This is a genomic window from Roseimaritima multifibrata (genome assembly GCF_007741495.1).
Classification (GTDB): Bacteria; Planctomycetota; Planctomycetia; order Pirellulales; family Pirellulaceae; genus Roseimaritima; species Roseimaritima multifibrata.
Genome location: NZ_CP036262.1, coordinates 4,542,027 through 4,562,159, shown reverse-complemented (window position 1 = coordinate 4,562,159; position 20,133 = coordinate 4,542,027). Strand labels below are relative to the sequence as shown.

The 20,133-nt window shown below is 53.1% G+C and carries 13 protein-coding genes; 4 read left to right on the top strand and 9 right to left on the bottom strand.

Going from position 1 to position 20,133, the window contains the following annotated elements; all coding sequences use genetic code 11:
* Positions 1-45: 45 nt before the first annotated feature.
* From FF011L_RS16505 to FF011L_RS16480, 6 genes are all read right to left on the bottom strand, one after another.
* A complete protein-coding gene (locus tag FF011L_RS16505) occupies positions 46-1,710 on the bottom strand; it encodes a tyrosinase family protein (RefSeq protein ID WP_145352711.1) in 1,665 nt (554 codons plus the stop codon).
* A gap of 53 nt (positions 1,711-1,763) precedes the next feature.
* Positions 1,764-2,411: a hypothetical protein gene (locus tag FF011L_RS16500; RefSeq protein ID WP_145352710.1), complete on the bottom strand. Its 648-nt coding sequence runs from the start codon at positions 2,409-2,411 to the stop codon at positions 1,764-1,766.
* A gap of 1,121 nt (positions 2,412-3,532) precedes the next feature.
* On the bottom strand, positions 3,533-4,189 hold the full coding sequence (locus FF011L_RS16495) for a hypothetical protein (RefSeq protein WP_218932684.1): 657 nt from the start codon (positions 4,187-4,189) through the stop codon (positions 3,533-3,535).
* 292 nt (positions 4,190-4,481) lie between these two features.
* Positions 4,482-6,728: a pyridoxal phosphate-dependent decarboxylase family protein gene (locus FF011L_RS16490; protein ID WP_145352708.1), complete on the bottom strand. Its 2,247-nt coding sequence runs from the start codon at positions 6,726-6,728 to the stop codon at positions 4,482-4,484.
* Complete coding sequence (locus FF011L_RS16485) at positions 6,728-10,999, bottom strand: M36 family metallopeptidase (protein WP_145352707.1); 4,272 nt, start codon at positions 10,997-10,999, stop codon at positions 6,728-6,730. The genes FF011L_RS16490 and FF011L_RS16485 overlap by 1 nt, the downstream gene beginning before the upstream one ends.
* A 187-nt stretch (positions 11,000-11,186) precedes the next feature.
* Entirely contained in the window at positions 11,187-11,585 is a 399-nt protein-coding gene (locus FF011L_RS16480; protein WP_145352706.1) for a hypothetical protein, read from the bottom strand.
* Positions 11,586-13,098: 1,513 nt separating this feature from the next.
* On the opposite strand from FF011L_RS16480, the gene FF011L_RS16475 reads away from it, so the two are divergent.
* On the top strand, positions 13,099-14,844 hold the full coding sequence (locus tag FF011L_RS16475) for a hypothetical protein (protein ID WP_145352705.1): 1,746 nt from the start codon (positions 13,099-13,101) through the stop codon (positions 14,842-14,844).
* Here FF011L_RS16475 and FF011L_RS27260 read toward each other — a convergent pair.
* Together FF011L_RS27260 and FF011L_RS16465 are read right to left on the bottom strand one after the other, a co-directional pair.
* Positions 14,755-15,249 (bottom strand): hypothetical protein, encoded by a 495-nt coding sequence (locus FF011L_RS27260; protein WP_391560877.1) that lies wholly within the window; start codon positions 15,247-15,249, stop codon positions 14,755-14,757. The two genes, FF011L_RS16475 and FF011L_RS27260, sit on opposite strands and share 90 nt — an antisense overlap.
* Before the next feature lie 1,597 nt (positions 15,250-16,846).
* Complete coding sequence (locus FF011L_RS16465; protein ID WP_145352704.1) at positions 16,847-17,080, bottom strand: hypothetical protein; 234 nt, start codon at positions 17,078-17,080, stop codon at positions 16,847-16,849.
* Between the two features lie 526 nt (positions 17,081-17,606).
* Between FF011L_RS16465 and FF011L_RS16460 the strand changes: the two genes are divergently transcribed.
* Both FF011L_RS16460 and FF011L_RS16455 read left to right on the top strand, forming a co-directional pair.
* Complete coding sequence (locus FF011L_RS16460) at positions 17,607-18,059, top strand: macro domain-containing protein (RefSeq protein WP_246109461.1); 453 nt, start codon at positions 17,607-17,609, stop codon at positions 18,057-18,059.
* Between the two features lie 69 nt (positions 18,060-18,128).
* Positions 18,129-18,509, top strand: a complete 381-nt coding sequence (locus FF011L_RS16455; protein ID WP_246109460.1) for a hypothetical protein — start codon at positions 18,129-18,131, stop codon at positions 18,507-18,509.
* 317 nt (positions 18,510-18,826) lie between these two features.
* Here the strand turns inward: FF011L_RS16455 and FF011L_RS16450 are convergent, their stop codons facing one another.
* Positions 18,827-19,597, bottom strand: coding sequence for a ribonucleotide reductase N-terminal alpha domain-containing protein (locus tag FF011L_RS16450; RefSeq protein ID WP_246109459.1), 771 nt, complete (start codon positions 19,595-19,597; stop codon positions 18,827-18,829).
* A gap of 25 nt (positions 19,598-19,622) precedes the next feature.
* Here FF011L_RS16450 and FF011L_RS16445 point away from each other — a divergent pair, with 25 nt between their 5' ends.
* Positions 19,623-20,132: a hypothetical protein gene (locus FF011L_RS16445; protein WP_145352702.1), complete on the top strand. Its 510-nt coding sequence runs from the start codon at positions 19,623-19,625 to the stop codon at positions 20,130-20,132.
* Position 20,133: the final 1 nt, after the last annotated feature.

Sequence of the window (20,133 nt, the reverse complement as noted above, 5' to 3'; positions counted from 1 at the left end):
ATGAAGTGGAAATGGCAAGCGACTATCTGACGGCAGTCCAGCGAACTACTCAACTTTGATGGCTATGTTTGTCACGCCAATATCACCGCCGCGACGAGCCGCCGGATCACCGCTTTCCGAAAACAGCGAGTACGGTTTGATCACGACTTTCAGACCACCATCGTCGGTGACATCGTTGATGGCTTTGGTGATGTTCATTCGCTGCGTCACGGTATTGGAGTCTTGTTCGCTATGTTCGGCGTGATGCTTCACCCCAAACAACGAAAGACTCCCGACGGAGATTTCTTTGGATTGCCCTATTTTCAAAAAGACTTCGTATCCAACATTGGGAGCGTACTTTGGTGGAATAAACGTGATTTCTAACATCGTTTGCGGCCCCCGCTTTGGTCGTTCCACGGTCGCAGCCAACCCCATCAGTTTTTGCGACTCTGAAGCCGAACCAACGATGTTTAGCTCGAACTCAGTCGCAGTATCAGCGGACAGCGTGGCCTCAACACCTTTCTCGCGACAGCAATCGCACAGAGGTTCTAGTGATGAGGTGGGGTTGCCGGTCGCTTCGTTCAGCTGAAAATTCTTGGGAAGCGTGGCTAGCATCACATTCGTTTGCTTCAAATCAAACGGAGGTGCCTCGGTCAAGGTAGACGCAGAGACATCGACATCGTCGTAGGCAACATTCAAGTTCTTCCCGTTCAGATAGAACATCCTTTGCTCGTTCTTGATACTGCCATCGGTATCGTGGAAATACCAAGGACGTTCAGCAAACCATGATGCGTCTGGGAAGTAGCCCCACGTTTTTCCAGGTGTCGCGTCCCAGATCGCAAATATCCGATCAATATTTGAATGATGAACCCAAAAGATTGGATCAAAGGCTGCCGTCCGCACTTCGGCCATTAGCCCATTGAAGTCGTCGCCGATTACGCCTCCGATGGCGACGTGAATGTCGTTGTGCGGTCGTCGTTCGATCATACCCATCGTCCCCGGCGTGTCGTCATAGACGCCGCCAGCAAACCCAGTGTCCTCGCTTGGACCAAACAACTGTGTCTCCGCCATCAAGTTGTCGAATGCTTCCGTCGTTACTTTGGCGGTCAGACCTGTGCGACCAACAACAAATGCGGCTTCACGGTCCGAAGCCCAGAGTGGATTGCGTGGGATAATGTCGCCTTGAGCGGCTTCGCGTCTTGCAAACGCGAGTGGAAAAGACAAGTCTTCGCCGGTGTAATTCCAGTACGGGACACTGAGCGTCGGATCGTCAGCTGCTTCGCGCAGGATTCGCTCGAAGTAGTAGAGGTAAGCGCGATGCCAAACCAAGAAATCGGCCGACGGCTCGCCGTTGTGCGGACACCGATTCCAAAACATTTCCCGCTGGACATTAGCGATGTCCGGATCCCGTTCAGCGGCTTCGATGATCGCTTGATCCGTCACGCCGTGGATAGCCGATTGAAAAAACCAACTCTTGGGATCAGACGGTTTTCTCGACTTCATCACTCGCACGCCCTTGCGAAGTGACGCGAGACGCCGTTTCGCTTCGGGCGATCTTTTATCCTCGGTGTCATCGACAACTCCGTCGCCGTTTCCATCAACGAACAAATTGTATTCCGCAAATTTCCGCAAATCCATTCGTGGTTCTGAATGCGATTGCGGTGCCCCGTCCTGGGCATGCACGGCAAAACCAAAGAGTGCAAAACTGAGTAACAGGGCGTATCGATTCATTTTCGACTCATTCGGTTTGCGTTGAAAAACAGGAACGTACAAAAACGATCCAGCTATGGTTTGGTGGACTTTGGCGTAGCTTTTTGACCGAGATAGGATCCGTAGCTAATTCCCGACAGCCATGCGACTTGCTGTCCAAAATTTGGGTACTTGGGTTCCTGAGCGGGCTGCAGCACTATCACCACATACACAACGCAAAACGTCACCAGCAGGATCAGATTCTGAAATTTAGCGACGTTGACTATCTTGTCCGCGCCGGCTCCTTCCTCTTCCAGAATCATTTGCAAAAAGCGAGGCGCAACAACCTTAGTAGCGTCAGGTCGAACGCCAAATGATTCGTGAAATCCCTGAATCCCTGCAATTTGGTCTGCACCTAGAGTGTTTTTGTTGTCCTTGATCGCTCCAGCCAAAGTGGCCGAAGTACCGCTGATCCCAATGAGGACCAATAACTCATTATCAATGTTGGATGCCTGTGCCAATCCAACATTGATTGCGATCGCAAGAAAGGTAGCGAGTATAAGTCCAGTCCACGCAATCACCTGCAAACGATTCAGGCTGCATCTCCCTCGATTATCGAGCAACAGACTAGTCCAACTACTCTTGGCAACCATGTTGTCTCGCTGTGGAATCGCCAGCCCGGCCAATGCGCAAGCAAGCAGGTACGCTAGAAGTGAGAGAATCCATGTTGTTTGAAAGGTCATTGTCGATGGACTTGTTCGATTCGGATTGAAACAGCCGTTAGCTCAACGCGAACCGATGTGTGCTTCGATCGAGTGCGTCTAAGGTTTGGGCGTCAAAAATGGGGGACTTGGTTGAAGCAACGAGTCTTTTCCCTGGGTTGTAAAACTCGCTGGATGGTCCGCTACAGACCCCCACCGCGAGCCAGCTAGCCGACGCCCTACATAACCAGGGCCCATCGCTGCAACCTGGTCCACGAGTACTGGCTTTCACTGGGCAATGTTGGCAGGTAGAGTCGGCGCGTTCGGAGAACAAAAACTTGCCTTTGCACTCCCACTGAGTTTGTGCAAAGTCGAAGGCAGCGTGTTCCGGATAAGCAACCGTTATGAACTGGTTTGCATCGAGCGCAAAGTGATCCGTAACAGCAAGTGGAAGCGGTGTGAGCGTACCCGGAAGTGGCGTTGCCAATCGGCAAATGGGGAGGTCAGCATTCGTCGCATTGGATCGGTAGTCGGGATGGAATTGAACTGACGTTACGCGGTAGTCTGTCGGTGTAGCATCGCGGTAAACGTCCAGGCCCGGAAAGAACTCAACTTCTGATGATAAACCGCCTCCATACAGTTTGTGTGCGACTGTAGCGATAGTCTGTCTGCCGCAAGCCCACGCACTACCCTGGGCAAAGCCGCCTCCTGGGACTTTGAAGGTAGGCTTTCCGACGGCGCTAAACGGAGTCCGTGTGACATCGGCGACTCGCGAAGTAGACGCATGGATACGGGTTGACTGAGCAAACAGAGTCCGCGGGTCGGGAAACTCAGTCGAGACCAAAATGTTCGGATCCGAAAACGAGCCGCCGTCAAATGATGCGGCATGCTCTTGTGGAACATAGTCATCTGGAACACTTTGCAATCCAGGTATCGGACTAATCTGGCGAATCGACGGTGGAGCAATCTTGAACGAGCGATGCGTTGTACGAGCGAATCCCTGCGAATCGTAACCATCACGGGTTTGCATTGCGGCGTTTGCGTCGACCAAGCTCGCAACTCCCGCCGCGTCGGATTCAAACGAAAAAATCTTGCTCGTCATTTCGTATTCCAATTCCGTAGAAAGTTTAGTTTCAACAACTAGGGAGACGCCACCATTTCCGTCAACGCATTGAGGCAAGGTTTTTCCATAATCGTTCAAGGCTCGTTAGCCCACCGAATGCGGAACTCCAAAGCGTGGCATCGCAAACGAACAGGCTGCCTCCAATATCCGGTGAATGTAATTGCAAGAAAGCATCGAACAGTCGATTCCCAGCTTGTACAAAGGGATGTGGGGTGGCATTGGCATCGATGGGTTGTTTCGCCAGCACGCTGACACGATGGTCGTCACAATCAGACGTTGCAAAGTGCGGAAGGTGGGGGTGCAAATTGAATGTTTCCACTCCATGAAGCAGGTTTAACGTGTCCAAGTCGCGATACACCCTCAACCGATCCGGTTCACCGTTGGATGTCTTGCCAGGCGAAAGACCAAACTGGTTGGCAACAGAGAACCCGAGGCCTTTGAGAAGTGTTCTGGCAAATCCACCGATTCTTTGTTCAGGTGGAACTAAGCGGTCTCCATGATGATTGAATTCAACTTCTCTAATTTGCTGCGTTTCACCGATCGCGTGGTGAGGACAGACGATTACACAACGATCCTCTCTTGCAAGAAATGACTTGATCGCTTCGATTTCCCCCACGGTCGCTGCTTGGTTGGTCCTCATATGATCCAGGCTGATGACGATAAGTGTGTCGACATCTTGCAGCAGCTCGTCATCCAATACTTGGGTAGCACATCGGCTTGCCTCACGTTGAAACACAGGAACCTCGTGGCCAGTCACATCCAAGATAACCTTCCGGAACCTCTCAAAGTCGAACAAGACGACGTGATCTAGAAATCCGGATATGTCTTGATTGAAGATTGCTGGATCACGAAGAGCGTCGGCCACAGGCCAGATTGCTCTTCGGAATTCAAACAGTGTTGGATAGCGATTCTCCAGAACGCCAATCTCTGAATCGATCTCGGCTGGCCGACTCCAGGAGAAATACAATGCGAAACGTCTTCCGTTCATGTCAATATCCTCGCGATTGCATAGGTTGAACGGTCTCCAACGCTCCATTGACTGCTTTGCGAAACTCAGCTTCCAGAACGTCGATGAATGATCCTTTGGAAGTCTCCGTCACCCAAGGATCCATCACCACTGATCGCAGCACAGTCACGATGTCGCCTGCCGATTGCCCCACTCCTAGCCTACGCTTGTAGTCTTCGATGAATGCATCTCCGTACGTTTCGCGTTCCAGATCCGTCGTGCTGACAATCAAGTCATAGCCGTAGATATCTTGCCCTGGATCAATGCTCAGACGGCCGTAAATTTCTTTGTTCAGCGCGTTGGCCAGCGGCAAGCTAGTATTCAGTGTGCCATCGGCGTTTTTAAAGTTGAAAGCGTAGGCGAGAATATTTTGGTCTGGCCCGATCTCTTGCAGTAGTGCCATTGCTTCAGGGTTCAGCACTTGATCCGTATCGAGATTAACTATTGACGCGGCCGGCATCTGATCTACCAGACGCCGAATCTTTTCTATCTCGACTTGGATTTGTGCATCCGTGAGGTTCGCGCGTTCTGATGGCAGGCGCGGGATCGGTACAACGACGAACCGATCGTCTTCCTTAGCCATCGTCAGTAGCCGAGCATAGAGTTTCCGACAGCTAAAGAGAGCCTGTCCAATAATTTTGCCGTAGCCATGGCGTGTAGGGCGAATGACCCGATGGCTAAGATAGACAGAGGCCGCAGCGGCTCCTGGTTTGGAACCTTCCACGCCATAGATTCCTACCGTCGGTTCGGCGTCACCATGAAATACAACTGGCGCACTAAACGTTACCAAGTCTCGCATAGCCGAATTGCGGTAACACAACGCGCCGGCAGGGTAGGGAATGTATCCCGACTTGTGTGGGTCAACCGTTATCGAATCAGTCCTGCCTAGCGCGGCCAGATGTTTCGCGGAGTGGTTACTTAGCGGAGCCGAAAGCGGGGGCCCGGCGGCAAATGCTGGTGACGGGAGATCAAACGACTCGTTGATTACCGTTCGGTGGTAACCTCCCCAGGCGGCGTCTGCATGCACATGAAAAACGAGCCCTTTGGCTGCAAACTCGTCTCGTAGTGCAATTATGTCGTCGATTGGGTCAATGCTGCTTTCTTCGGTAGTTCCAACAACGGCAACGACAGCAACAACAGGAGTTTTTGCTTCAAGACATCCTTGCAATTGTTTACGAAGTTGATTGACGTCTAACCGTGCATCAAGGTCAACTGCGACATCACGCAATCCACCGAGTACGTTGTCCGCACCCATTCCCAACAATGCGGCAGCCTTTGGAAAGGAATAGTGTTTGGTACCAGGCACAAAGAATACTGGTGCAGCAATTTTCTCGCTGAAGAGCCTCCCATATTCGTACATTCCAAGGCTTTGCAGCGAGAACTTGGCGACAGCGTCCGCAACAACGTCACCATCAATTCCAAAATCGAGTTCCAGCTTAGTTGGAATTGCAAGAACCTCATCAGCATGAAGATTCAACAACTGCCATAACGAGAGCGAAACAAGATTCTCTTCGCCGCCAGTTGGCAAGCGGACTCTTAGTCCGCGTGCTGCACCAAGGCGAACATCCTGCTGCAGAGCTTTCTGAAGAGCAATCGGATAGAATTTGAGATTCCGTGCCGACCATATCGCTTCGATATTGGCGACCGTGCCATCGCAGGTAATGTGTCCCCAAGGCCGGATCGCTCCCGTCGTACTTTCGTCCTCCGACGGAATTCTGTAGCCAAGCATTTGGCACAGATCATCTCCAACGAGAAGCTCCAGGATGGTCGTTGCGGTGGAACCCTCAAATGCCACGTTGTTGGGGTTGTATAGCATCGCTGCAAAGTAGCCAAGAATACCTGGGATCGTCGTGTCCCAATTCATGTGCCCTTGGTATCGCATGCTAAAAAACGGAACGGACTTTTTCAGAAAAGCCAGTAGCTCTTCAAATCCTTCCCGCAGCGCCCCTTGCGCTTCGACATAGTCATCGGTCCGCTTGATCTCCTCGGAAATATGAGTCGGATCGTTGGGATGAAAGTTGCGACGCCAGAATGCTTGGTCTCGAACCGCTTGCACGACAAGCTTCTCCAACTCGTCAGCGTTTTCTCCCTTTGGGCCTAGGAACCAAGCCTCGACGGCCCGGGAACCAGCGGAATCCAGATCCGTCAAGAACGCCGAAGAAGGCAAATTTCGGACCGCCTGTTTAGCTTCGCGAAAACCTTGGCTTTGCGAGTCCCTCGACTTCGTCATCACGCGCCTCCTTTTTGGTTCTGCGAATTCAGATAGGCATCGATGATGGTAACGATGGCATTGGACTGATCTCTCGGCAGAGCAGACAGTTTCTGAAGTAGTTGTTGATGACCGACTGACGGGTTAGCGGCTTTGGCCGCGTTCCAAGCGTCGGCACCAGGATTGGCTTGAAGGCTCGTATCACGCGGTCGATTGATAACGTTTCCGTTGAGACCAATCGCCGGTTCACTGGGAACTTGGAAGTCTGTGATTACGCCGTGAATGGACGCTCCAAGCGAAGATGCGCCGGGGCCCATCCCAAAGCCGGCAAAAGCAGTCCAGATGGCACGGCGGCATGCGTTTCTTTCTGGTGACGTCACAGCACCGGCATTGTTCAAGTCGTCAAGAGCATCGAAGATGGCATCGCGACTGTCCAAAAAACTGGGGTTGGTTGGCGAAAGCTTGAAGGCGTCAACGACGATTTGCCAAGCAATATAATAGGCGCGATTTTGATCGTTCAGCTCGCGGCCCATCAATCGAGTCATGTGCATCAAAGTGGCACACCAAATCTCGCCTCCGGCGTGGACCTGTGTCGTCCCACCAGGACGTATGTTCCCAAAATCCTCTGGATACCCGTCGGTGTACGGGAACCGACGAATCCCTTGACCGCTACTATTGGTAACCCAATCGCCGGTAGTAGTGCGTTCGGTTGCCTGGCCAAAATTCTGTATGGTCAATGCAAAGTAGTCGCCCCAACCCTCTCCTTGCATGCCGGATTGGGGCATGTTCAGAGCATTTACATTGTTGCCACCTCCCACCAAACGATTCGACACGCCGTGGAGGAATTCATGAAATACAACATCGGCATCGAAGGCAGTGTGTCGGCCTGTAGAAGCGACTAGCCCCATGTTCATGGTGGGACTCAATCCTTCAACTCTCGTCAACATATTTGCCGTTCCGAATACCGGGCGTGGATGCGAGAAAGCTTCCACGCGGTCGTTCCCGGAAAAGTTTCCGTCACCTTCCCGAAAGCCAAGAACGTAGAAGAAGTCGTGCATATAGTTGCAAAAATAGAATTCATTGAGAGCTTGTTGGTCTTCTCCGTCGCGACTGATGGGGTTAAATGTCAGATGATTTTCATTTCTTTGTCCCTTAACTCGCTCCTCCGATCTGGGAAATTCTTGCACAACAACCTTGCCATCGGTTGCATGACCTTCGGACTCGTCACCAACAATCCATGGCATTGGAAAGTTCGGTGGGATCGGTATTACGGGCGGCGGAAGCGGGTAGTCGGCGATGGGACGCGGAAAAGGTACGGTACGACGACTGTCGACGTTCGCGTCATCGCCCGGGTTAGTTTCGTAAACGTTGCCGGAGACGGTCTGTGGCCCCTGCGCTGACTTACTTGCTTCCGTTGCAAAAAGAATATTTCCGGACTGACTTTCCGACGCTCCAACGATGACGTGATACTGTGCGATCGCTCCTGGCAGTGTGATGTCAAAAAACCAACCAAGGTAGAGCTTCTTTTTTCCATTTTGTTCATCACCTGCATAGAACCAAACGAGGTTGGCGGCAATCGGATCGTCAAATGGCTGAGATCTTAGTACGGTCGGACGACTTGGCATCGCGAAAACTGCGATCACTTTCGGCGCTACCTGCGACGTATCAAGACTAAACTGAATGGAGGACGACTCTGGGTGACTGTGTGGCGATTCCCAATGACTGTGTCCGGGTTGACCATTTAGAGAGTTTGCCAAATGGTCAATCGCGGTTTTCACTGCCTCGTCCGCCGCCACTTCTGGTGCGACAGAAGTTTCAACAGCATCTAACATCACGGTGTCGCCGACCTTCTCTAATCCTCTTGATGAAGAGAAACGGACTGTTTCAGTCATCTGAAAAACTGGAACTCCTCGATAGACCTGATGCAGACTGACAACACTCGTTCCCGCCGCTGTCTTGGGAACGAAGGTATCTGGATAGTACTGCGGCACATACGATCCCCCAGTAAATCCACGACTCAGGCTTTGCATCGCCGTCATCGCTTGCTCGATCTTCTTGTCATCGCTTGACGAAGATTGTGCCTGAAACGAAGAGACACTCAGTTTGCGAGGCGTGCGTGTGAGCGGATTGATGGTGCCGGCGACTTGAGGAGCGGAGCCGCCAAAAGCTTCTGGCATCGCTTCGTTATCTAGTCGGACCTGGATCGCCGGACTTTCGTTGTCGCGCAATCCTGCGGCTTGCTTCAGTGCAGACTCGCGGATATCGATTTCAACAGGCATGGGAGTTTCCATATGGTTTGAGTAGGACTGAAACGGAGCTGGATTCGGTGTGGGGGAAGGTGCTTGGTTGGTTCCGCGAGCCACAACAACGGTTGTTGCGGCGATCACTCGCGCGATATCAGCGGCATACTCGTAGTCCACAAACTGGTCACCGACCTTGTGGTAATGCGGATTGGCTTCCGGCGAAGGTGAACTAGGGTCCGGCCCGGGAAAGAAGTCTTCGGAGACCACGCAGGCGGCATAGCCATGGTTGTGGAATGAAGCATGGTCACTCCGTCCTTCGGCGGGATCTAACTGAACGCTCGGCGGCGATCCCGTCGTCTGATAGAGCTGAGGTTTCTGTAGCGTTTGCGAAACGATCGGAGTGAGATCTTGAACGATTTTCGCCAGTACGATCGATTTCTGTTCGACGGCATCAGACACACTAAACCCTGCGTGAACCTCCCAAGATCGTGGCGGGCGGACGTTGTATCCGATCATGTCCATTTGCAAGACCGCTGCGATGTCAGCAACCGGCGATGAAGAAGCGAGCATACGAGCGTACGCCTGGCTTCCGACGAGCCCGTGCTCTTCAGCGTTGAATAAGACAAAGCGAATCGTTCTCTCAAACGACGATGCCGAGGAAAGTTCAATAAGGTTCTCGGCGATTGCCAAGACAGCGGCGACTCCACTGGCGTCATCATCCGCGCCTGGAGCCATATCGGACGAAGGCACAAAAGGAGAGCTAGAGGCAGCAGTCGAGTCCAGGTGGGCTGTGACGAGAACGATACCAGCATCGCTCTTGCTCCCTGGTAGTTCAGCGATAATGTTGTGCAGCGAACGGCCTTCATGCGTAAACGGTTGCAGCGAAACCTTAAGTTCTCCCGCCCCAAGCGATCCGAACTCTTGAGCCATTAGCGAAACAGCTATTGCGTTATCTGCATGATGAATGTGCCGACTATGAATCTTTGGATTGGGAGGTGATACCGTTAGACCCGAATAGCGTTCGACTCGCTTCCTAATGTCTTCCTTGGAAATCTTTGATAGGGCCTGGAGTTCGGCATTGCTGAGGGCTATGCCGCGAGAATCAAAGGTAGCGACGCTTTCTGCAGGAACTGAGGGAATGACCCTTAGTATTGATGGCGAAGCAACCAATTTCAGATTGTGACCGTGTGCCGCAACGTCGAAATGAAATTCTTCGACGGATTGATTTCCCGGGATTTGAACCAGTAGTCCACTGGAATCCGTGCCTACCAGCGCACGCGAACTCTCGGAATCCTTCGCGAATACAGCGGCTTGGCCCTCAGATTTTAAGAAGCCAGACGCATTGGCTTTGTCATCTTTGAGCAAAAAGAGATCGCTCGAATTAGGTGCGTTTGCTTCGCCGAGGAACTCAAGACCGAAGCTCATGTCAACGAGCTGCACAGCTACTCGCATACTCGTTATTCCAATGATTCTCGCGTTGGCGCCGAACACCTTCATTGGCACGAATGGAAGAGTTCTTAAGACTTTCAACGCACTGGCAACTTGCTCCGTACCTGGAATATTGACAGAAACAAAGTGAAGGTCTTGCCCGTCAAGTACTTCGCCTATCAGTAAAGGATGTGGGCAGACTTTCATTCCTGGAGCGGCCGTGCCAAATGCGTTCGTCGCATGCAAGCGCTCGCTTGCGTCTTCACCAACAAACACACAACGATCGGCTGACTTCGCATGACCAGCAAGCGTCGCCGCGTTCTCAAAGGCTATCGGTGAGTCTTTCCGTGGATTTCCATCACCACTGTAAAGAATCAGTCCATCCTGGAAGAACGGAAGAATGCCAACGCCGGTCAAGATGGGGTCGAGCACGCGTTTGGTGTCATCACCAGTGTTCGAGATAATCCCGAGTTTTACGTTCGACCGATTCTCTAAAGATCGCAGGACCGGTATTGAATAGTCGTAGAGATCGAACCCGACCAAGGAAACATTTGGTGGTGGGGATAGTTTGGGCGATCCAAGCGTGTCGCCCAAGTCAAAGAATACAATTTGATCGGTCATGTCAAAGCAGCGAGAGTTAGAGTTCTGAGAACTCAGACGATTGTCTCGGTGCTAAAGAACGGTGATACGGAAGCGAATGGGGACGAAAAGGTTGAGGCGTTCCCCTGAGGTGAATGATGTGCCCGGATCAAGAGATTGGCATGACGCAGCAGAGACGACCGTGTGCAGAGTGACTGCCACCAAGTGATCAGGGTTCAATCCCAAGGCGTTCCTGAAGACGATGGTGTGTGTCTCCTGTCCACTCCCAGGTTACGCCCTCTCCGGTGCCATCACCTCGGAAGTGAATCAATTCGTTCACCTGTTTTCTGTTCAGGCACTTGATCGTATCTGCCAAACGTCGCTTTGTATCTTGGTCTGGCTGCGGATGCAGCGGATCGTCAATTCGTTCGGGCCAATCTTCTTCTTGAAATGCACAAAGAACTGCTTCTTGGTTGGCAGCGGGCCATTTATACCGCTTTACTTCTGCGCCGTTGAACGAGAGTCGTCGTGACTGGGGATTCCACTCGGGTTTACTGATCTCCGCCAGTCGTCCGTTTGCATCCGGTGTGGTGATAACGCATGAAGGAAGCGATTGTTTGTCTGCCAACTAGGCTCGCAACGAAATCCGTTAAAACAACGCATGTGCGTTCACAAAATGTTAGGTTGCCTGTTGCCCGAAACTGCCGGCCATCATCCCCTTGGACGGTGACCTCACGTGCATGTTCGGCCAAGCCTCTAAGAGTCAACCACCGAATATCGCTGGGGTTGAATCCAAGTTGCTCAAGTCGAAGCATCGAAACTGCAAACTCCCACGGTTCACTACCCACATCATGGGCGTATCTGAATGCTTCCTGTAGAGCCTGAAGCCCCTCATTGAGCTTTTCTGGAATGCCAAAAGATGACGACTGTTCTCTTGCTGCCCGCAACATTGACGTGCCCCGACGAATGCATAAAACCAAGTGGGTGGTTTATACTGCACCCAACAGAGGGTTGCAACAATTTGATGTCTGAGTGTGTTCGTTGGGGACCAAACTGATCGCCTAGATCCAATGCGTGAATGTTCGCCTTCCGTGATCGACGAAACCGTTGACGAATCGATCGAAGTTGAGGCGTCCAAGCCGCGAAAACCAAGATAGCGCAAATCCGTGAACCCGATTTCTGGGTTATAAAGTCGTAGCATTTCGTGATGTGCAGGTATTCATCTGCGTTCAGCAGAAGGCGGTTTTTACGGACGTTTACCACTTTGTTATAGGAGGGCGGTTAGACAACCGTTGTGGATAACTTTGTGCGGAGAGACCTTTTGAAAGGAGTTCGGTTCCCTCAACTTAAAGTCTCCTTTCGCTCGGGATGTGAAATCTATAAATGAAGGGTTTGCAGCTGTTGACGAGTCTACATGGAGCCGAGTGAACACTTAGCCCGGAGGGTGGCAGATACTTGCCGGCGGCGCGAGCCGCCGAAGTGGGGAACGCGAAAAGGAAAGCCCAGCGGGCGACAGAACTACCCTTGTCTGTCGCCCGCTGGGCTTTAATACGCACGCACGTTAGGTTTCCGTTGGCTTACGCCAACGGCAAGTATCTGCCGCCCGCTGGGCTAAAAGCACTGCACCCAGGCTCGGGTGGGCAGGGTTGAAATCGTCATTTATAGTTTTCACGTCCCCCGCGAAAGCCGCGCAGAAGAACAAAAGGCCGGTATGGTTTTCTTGCCGGCCTTTTTTCGTTTTTATTGCAGTTCCGGCAGGGACTTACTTCAATGCTCGATCGGCGAAAGTTCTCTCGATGTGTCTCTGGGAAAGTGCTAGCCGGCCGCCGCCGAAACCGTCTCCGGGGCGATCTCGGCCAAAGGTCTCTCTTGTCTCTGTACTATTTGACCTTCAGGACTTATGAAGTCCTGTAGTGCTGTTCGAAGAAAGCGGTCAACGTTTGCGTGGTTGTTCTGAGCCTTGGGCGGCGTGTTCGACATCACCGGGGTTGGGCAAATCGAGATGTTGAAAAATCGGTCATGCCGGCTAACGGCAAGCTAGATTTCTGAGCGGTACCCGCTCGTTACGGTTTTGAGCGTTCGACGATCGCGATTCGATCGATTACGCCGCGCCAGACCTTGTCTTTTTAACGAATTTGCCGATGAAGTATGCACTTATCATCACCGGCGTTCTCGCCGGGCTAGCGATTACGGCTCCCCGACTGGTGGTGTTTGGGTATTTCCTATTGATCGTGCCGGGGTTTGTTCTCACAATCGCGCCTACGGTGTTCATTTACTTGACCGTGACTGCGGTTGTTCGGCGACTGTTACCCATCTCCTCCCCCATGAAGGCAACCGCAGTGGCATTCGGTGTCGCCCTGCTGCTGGGATGGGCTGTCATGCAGTCGTATCGCGTGGCGGCATTGGATGCGTATCGTGCGGACGAGTTGCCCGATGTGCTAAGCAGTCAACTTATCGAACTTGATGGGGATGTTCGTATCGAAAGGCCTGATCATCGCCGCGAGCCTGAATGCGACTACTTGACTCTTGCGGTGCTCGAGTCGCCTGGCGTGGATAGTGTTACCACGGTGACCGCTGGACGAGGCAAGCCGTCGGATACTCAGCCCTCCGCCGCCTATGCCTTGGTCTCCGCCAAGGCAGATCCCGCCGTTGGCATTTTTCCGAATGAGCCGGGCCAGATCGTCCGCAAGTATCCGCCGCTGGTTCAAGCGAATCGTGGCAAGAAGTTTTTCACGTCGATCAAAGCGGTGGAGGCGAATTGGGCGGTGCGATTGGCCGGCCAAGAGCGACTGCGGGAAGTCAAAGAGATCGAAGCTGAGGCGGCCGACTGGATCATCCGCATTGATAACCCATTGAATCAACCAACGGACACTCTTCGTCGGCTCACGATTCTTGATTCCAGTGGCGAGGTGCGTTTTCGCAAGAGCTATCGAAAGCAGGCAGTACCCGCTCGCATGTTCTACTTTCGATTCCAAGCCAACATGTCCGGTGGTCCCGTCTCGGCGTCCTTTTATGTCGGGCGTCAGCTCATCGAGTCTGGCCAGTGGACGCTCAAGCCGGAAACCGCGTTGCTGGAAGCGATCAAGTTCAACGTTCCGGTGTGTGATGCAAAGGCGTTGGAAGTCTTGCGGGACCAAACCGTGCAAACACTTGATGACCCGATGGCAACGACCGCCCAGCTCGAATTGGCACGTCGCTACCTCGGCTTTTTCTTCTTTGACGCAAAGCCGGGTAACCATGCACTGATCGCGAGAATCGTGGCCGATGATCGCGTCAGAGACCTTGATGCGGTGATCAAGAACGTCTTTCCGAAGAACCAGACGCCCACCGCGATGAAGGATGCCTTTATCGATCGAATTGCCATGGAACATACCTCGGCAAGTCTGCGCCATTTGTTAGCTGAACGATTGGCGAGTTTCCCGCGGGGCACGTTTGCCAATCCAAGTCCGACCTACCTCGCTATCTTGAACTCGCCTGAGATTTACCAACAAGCGGCGCCGCTGATCGCGACTTTGGCGGACGTTGGTCCGGAGCACGCGATACCAAAACTGGATGCAATGCTCGATACCGCGATTGCGCTACCGCATTGGAGTGATCGACGCACATTAATCGCAGGCATTCGCGAAGCACTCGTTCGCTTGGGGCCGCAGGCATCGGCCGTAGTGCCACGGATACGAGAACTGTTTCTAATTCGCCCGTCGCCAATCATGAACAGCTCCAGCGATGCCGGTCAGTGGCGATTAGCGTTGGCCAGGATGGGGGTCGCGATCGAGGACTTGCCAGTCCTTCCGAATCAGTCACCTCCGTCTGCCGATCGGAATCTCCGCCGTGTCGCGAACAAGCTCGAGCGGCGTAAACAGGCCGAGACGCCGGAACAAGGGCTGTAACGGGAACTTGATCGTCCAATTGTTTAGCATCCTCCAAAAGAGCCTCTGGTGGCGGATTGCTTTATAGTTTCTGGTTAACCCTATCCAGTTCTCTCCTACAAATCCCTGAGGGCAGTATCGTTTCGCTGCTGCCTTGCTATGGCGGAAGTGTGGGGTCGACTCCCACTGGGCGCTTTGGAACGAGTTGGGAGTTGGGAGTTGGGAGTTGGGAGTTGGGAGTTGGGAGTTGGGAGTTGGGAGTTGGGAGTTGGGAGTTGGGAGTTGGGAGTTGGGAGTTGGGAGTTGGGAGTTGGGAGTTGGGAGTTGGGAGTTGGGAGTTGGGAGTTGGGAGTTGGGAGTTGGGAGTTGGGAGTTGGGAGTTGGGAGTTGGGAGGTGGGAGGTGGGAGGTGGGAGGTGGGAGACACGGAGCTCCTTCACTCCCCCACTCCTTGCCATCAAGGTGGGAGCGAAAACAATCTCGACGCCGACACTGGCCACCAGATGCGGCCCGATGTGGATCACTGAATTTGGAACCGCATTGGGGGGCACCTCGGTTCGATAGATTGTCATGGGACAATGAAAGAATAAGTGACGATTTCTGATCAGGTTGCTCCTGTTTGTTTTCGCCGGACTTGTCCCGATCGGTACAACAACTGGCAGCTACCTTAATGCCTCTGCCCACTCTATCCTTCTCCGCGAGCCCCGAATCGCCTAGGCGATTCGGGGCTCGCGGAGTACCGCAATTCGGTCGCACAAGAGGGTAGCTGCCAGTTGTGAGCCCGCCGGGGCAAGCCCGCAAACGGAACTCTTCGGACAGTATGCGGGCCCGAAGGGGCGACGCTATAAATCTAGACTTTCGTCACTCATAAACTTCACGTCCCGAGCCGAAAGCGGTCATGTAACCCTTTCGGTTCGATGTGATCGTCGAAGGCGACCGACTGCCTAGCGTCTACTCCCATCCCAGCTTCTTGCGAACTCTGTCATAGCCACCTACGTTTTATCCGAGAGACCATCAAGAGTTTCAACAACGAATCGGGCATCCCCTTTGAAAGTCGATCGTAAATAAGCCCCGGTATCGGTGCTGCCATTTCCCTTCTTGCTGCATCGATTACGTGTGACCTTATAAAAAAATGTTTCGACCCGTTGGAAGTGCCTCCTTCGCTTCGCTCGAAGCGACAATCCAGACTCGGATCCTGTTGACATCTTTTAATTTAAATTGAACGAAACAATTTCTCGTTTGGCTACTGAATGAATTGGGACGAAAGTTGAACGTCAGAGTTTTTGTCCGATCCGATCGTTGTTCCGTGGCTCCCAGATTACGCCCTCTCCCGTGCCGTCTCCCCGGAAGTGAATCAGGTTGTTTACTTGTTTTCTATTTAGGCACTTGATCGTATCGGCTAACCGTCGTTTCGAATCTTGGTCTGGATGCGGACGCAGAGGATCGTCAATTCGTTCGGGCCAATCTTCTTCTTGAAATGCACAAAGAACTGCTTCTTGGTTGGAAGCTGGCCATTTAAACCGCTTAACTTCTAAGCCGTTGAAAGTGAGTCGCCGTGACTGAGATTTCCACTCTGGATTGTTTTTCGCTGTCAATCGAAGATTTGTATCCGGTGCGGCGATAACACCTGACAATGACGATTGTTTGGCTAGGTGACTGCCAACTAGACTCGCACCAAAGTCCGTTAACACCACGCACGTACATTCACAGAATGTTAGATTGCCTGTTGGACGAAACTGACGGCCATCATCTCCTTCGACGGTCACCTCGCGAGCATGTTGGGCCAATCCTTTGAGAGTCAACCAGCGAAGGTCGCTGGGGTTGAATCTAAGTTGCTCAAGTCGGGACATCGAAACCGCAAACTCCCACGGATCAATACCCAAATCACGAGCGTATTGGAGTGCTTCCTGCAGCGTCTGCAGCCCCTCATTGAGCTTTTCTGGAATGTCAACAGATGACGACTGTTCTCTTGCTGCCCGCAACATTGACGTGCCCCGACGAATGCATAAAACCAAGTAGGTGGTTTATACCGCACCCATCAGAGGATTGCAACAATTTGATGCCTGAGAGCGTTCGTTGGGGATTCGACCATGCTGGTCGCCTGGGTCATTGCGTGAATCTTCGCCTTCAGTGATCGACGAAACGGTTGACAAATCGATCTTAGTTGAGGCTCCCAGCCCGCGAAAACCAAGATATCGCAATTCCGTGAACCCGATTTCCGGGTTATGAAGTCTTAGTATCGCGTGGTGTGCAGCCATTCAGGAGGGGGCTGTTCTTGACCGGCGTTTACCACTTTTTGTAGGAGGGCGGCCAGCGTTCCACTGTGGATAAATTGTGCGGAGAGACCTTTTGAACGGAGTTCGGTTCGCACAACTTAAAGTCGCCTTTCGCTCCGCGAAAGCAGCGTCTCCTAGAACAAGCCGACGTTGGTCTTCACGACTGACGCTGGCTTTTTTCGTGCTTTACCGGAGAAGAGGCAAGGACTTACGTCAACGCTCGATCGTCAGAGATCTCTCCGATTGTCTCTGGGAAAGTACTATCCGGCCGCCCCCGAAACCGTCTCTGGGGCGATCTCGGCCAAAGGTTTCTGGTTTCTCTGTACTATTTGACCTCAAGGTTGTGAATTCTCTGAATGCTATCGGAAAAAAGCGGTCAACGTTTCCTCCGATACAAAACCGGTCTTCCGGATTCTCCAAACCTCCACTAGTTTTCGTGACGTCCGATTTGCGGCGTGCGGCGCCATCACTTTTCCGAGGTAACTCACTCTTGGGCAAAATCGAAATAGTGAAGGGCGACCTCCTCGATCAAGACGTCGACGTAATCGTCAACGCTTGGAATCGAAACATCATTCCTTGGTGGCTGCTGCTTCCTCAGGGCGTCTCGGGAGCGATTAAGCGACGTGGTGGATACGCTCCGTTTCGCGAGCTTGCAAAGCACGGGGCAATTCCGCTTGGCGGCGCGGTGCTGACTGGCGCGGGCGATCTGCCATTCAAAGCCATCATCCATGTGGCTGGCATCAGCATGTGGTGGCGATCAAGTGAAAAATCGATCCGGGAATCCTGTCGCAATGCATTGGCAATGGCTGAGGAGAAGAAATTTAATTCGATCGCGTTGCCACTGATCGGTGCTGGCACCGGTGGCGGGTCGACCGGCGCTGTTCTTGACCTGATGAAGGATGTACTTGAGACCGTCAGCTTCGAGGGGCGAATCGTGATCGTTGAATTTCAGAAAAACTGAATAGACTGGTTCCGATCAAATGCAGATTAATATCCAAGCCGGTGATGTACTGAAAGTAGCCGCGGATGGTTGACCGACAAGCCAGTCGAGAAGTGGGCACCAGCGCAGGCTGACGACCTACCATCGACGGTGCAGTCACTGGTCGCTTACCGAGCAGCCGAGACGGCCGAAGCCCAAACGCTAATCGCCGGCGACTCTCTCGGTAAAGTTCGCTGGGACTTGTTGGCCGACGCAGCCAAGGGACCGCTCGTTTGGAAGGCGATCGCCCGACAAATGGGACCGCAAGCACTGCGAATGAGCCTCAACACGCTCCTGCGTCACGACGCATTCAAGAAGCCTGGAATCCTGGGATTCGCAGGAACCGACAACGCGATGATCGACTACGTGGCCGGCCAACTGACTGACCGCGAAGCGATCGCTCGCACCGTCCCGTCAGCCGGAGCATTCTGAAATAGAGATTTGAGCTGGTGTAATACCGATCCACGTTTCGCTTGGCTATTTAGCAAGACCTTCGTCGTCGCCTTCGTGAACATGCCTTTGCGAGATGCGAGCAGATCACACGCTCTTTAAAAAGATGGAGAGCCTTGTCGCTGAAACGATCCACCAAGATTTCCTCTCTAGCTGGGTCGATTATCGAAAGGACTTTGTTGCGGCAGCTACAAATTATGCAGCCTCAGATATTGCGAGCCTGATCCGCGATGTCGCGAACCATCGTCCCACTGCGTACGGTGTTGACCGCAAAACACGTTCGGCGAAGCGGGCAGAGCTTAAAGAACGGTTCGAGAACGACGTGATCGAAATGAAAGACGAGTCCGTCGCCGCTCGTCGCCGGTGTTCTTGCGAAGAGGCAGGAACTCAACAAAATCCAAGTGCCAAGTTTCCAAGTAGGCACACACAGCACCCTTGTGTTTGCCGCCTTGATTGACGGCGACGTCGTTAACGATCTTCAAAAACGGAATCACGCCTTGGCTTTCGCCGTTGGTGCCGTTGATGCGAGCACCGGTGGCGCGGATGTTGGTCCAGTCGATACCCAGGCCGCCGACCCACTTGGAAAGCCTAGCGTTGTCGCCGACCGACTTGAAAATATGGTCCAGATCGTATTGAACCGTGGTCAAATAGCAACTGCTCAGTTGCGGATGTGGCGTGCCGGAATTGAACAGCGTGGGCGTGGCACTGGTGAACCGCAGCGAAGACAGCAGCTCATAAAATTCGATCGCTCGGTCTTCGCGGTTTTCGGTTTCGGCGAGTGCCAATCCCATCGCGACTCGCATCCAAAAGTACTGCGGCGTTTCGATCCGGCGGCCTTCGATGTGCGTCAAGTAGCGATCGTAAATCGTTTGCAAACCGAGGTAGCGGAAATCTCGATCACGCGATGGCTGTAAAGCGTCGGCGATCTTGTTGAGGTCGAACGAACGGAGGTCGCTCGATAGCCGATCGGCGCGAACGCCCGGTTCGATCTCGACGTGCAATCGCGCTTCGGATTGCTGGCGATCTTCCAGCGAATCGAGCTGCCGGTCGTCGCCGCGAATCGCTCTCATGCGCGCGTGCTCGGTGCGATACAGGATGAACGGCGGGATAGTCAGGCATGTCGGGTTAGGCGAGCGTTTGGCAAGCATCCCCGCGGGGACGTTCACCGATTCAGGTCCAACGTATCTCGCGCTTTGGAATTCGCCTGAGGTCTATCAACAAGCGGCACCATTGATCGCGACCTTGGCCGACCTTGGTCCGAAGCACGCGATGCCAAAAAACGATGCAATGCTGGACGACGCTCTAGCGATGCCGCTTGGGCAAGATCGACGCTCAACGATGGATGGGATCCGAGCGGCGCTGGTTCGCTTGGGTCCGCAGGCGTCAACCGCCGTGCCACGGATACGAGAACTGTTTCTACGTCGCCCATCGCCAATCATGAACAATTCCGGCGATGCAGATCAATGGCGATTCCCATTGGTCAGAATGGGGGGCGCGATCGAAGACTTGCCATTCTTCCCAAATCAGTCGCCAAAGTCTGTCGAGCGAAACCGTCGCCAAGTTGCCGACAAGATCGGGCGGTATGAACAGGACACCCCAACGTAGG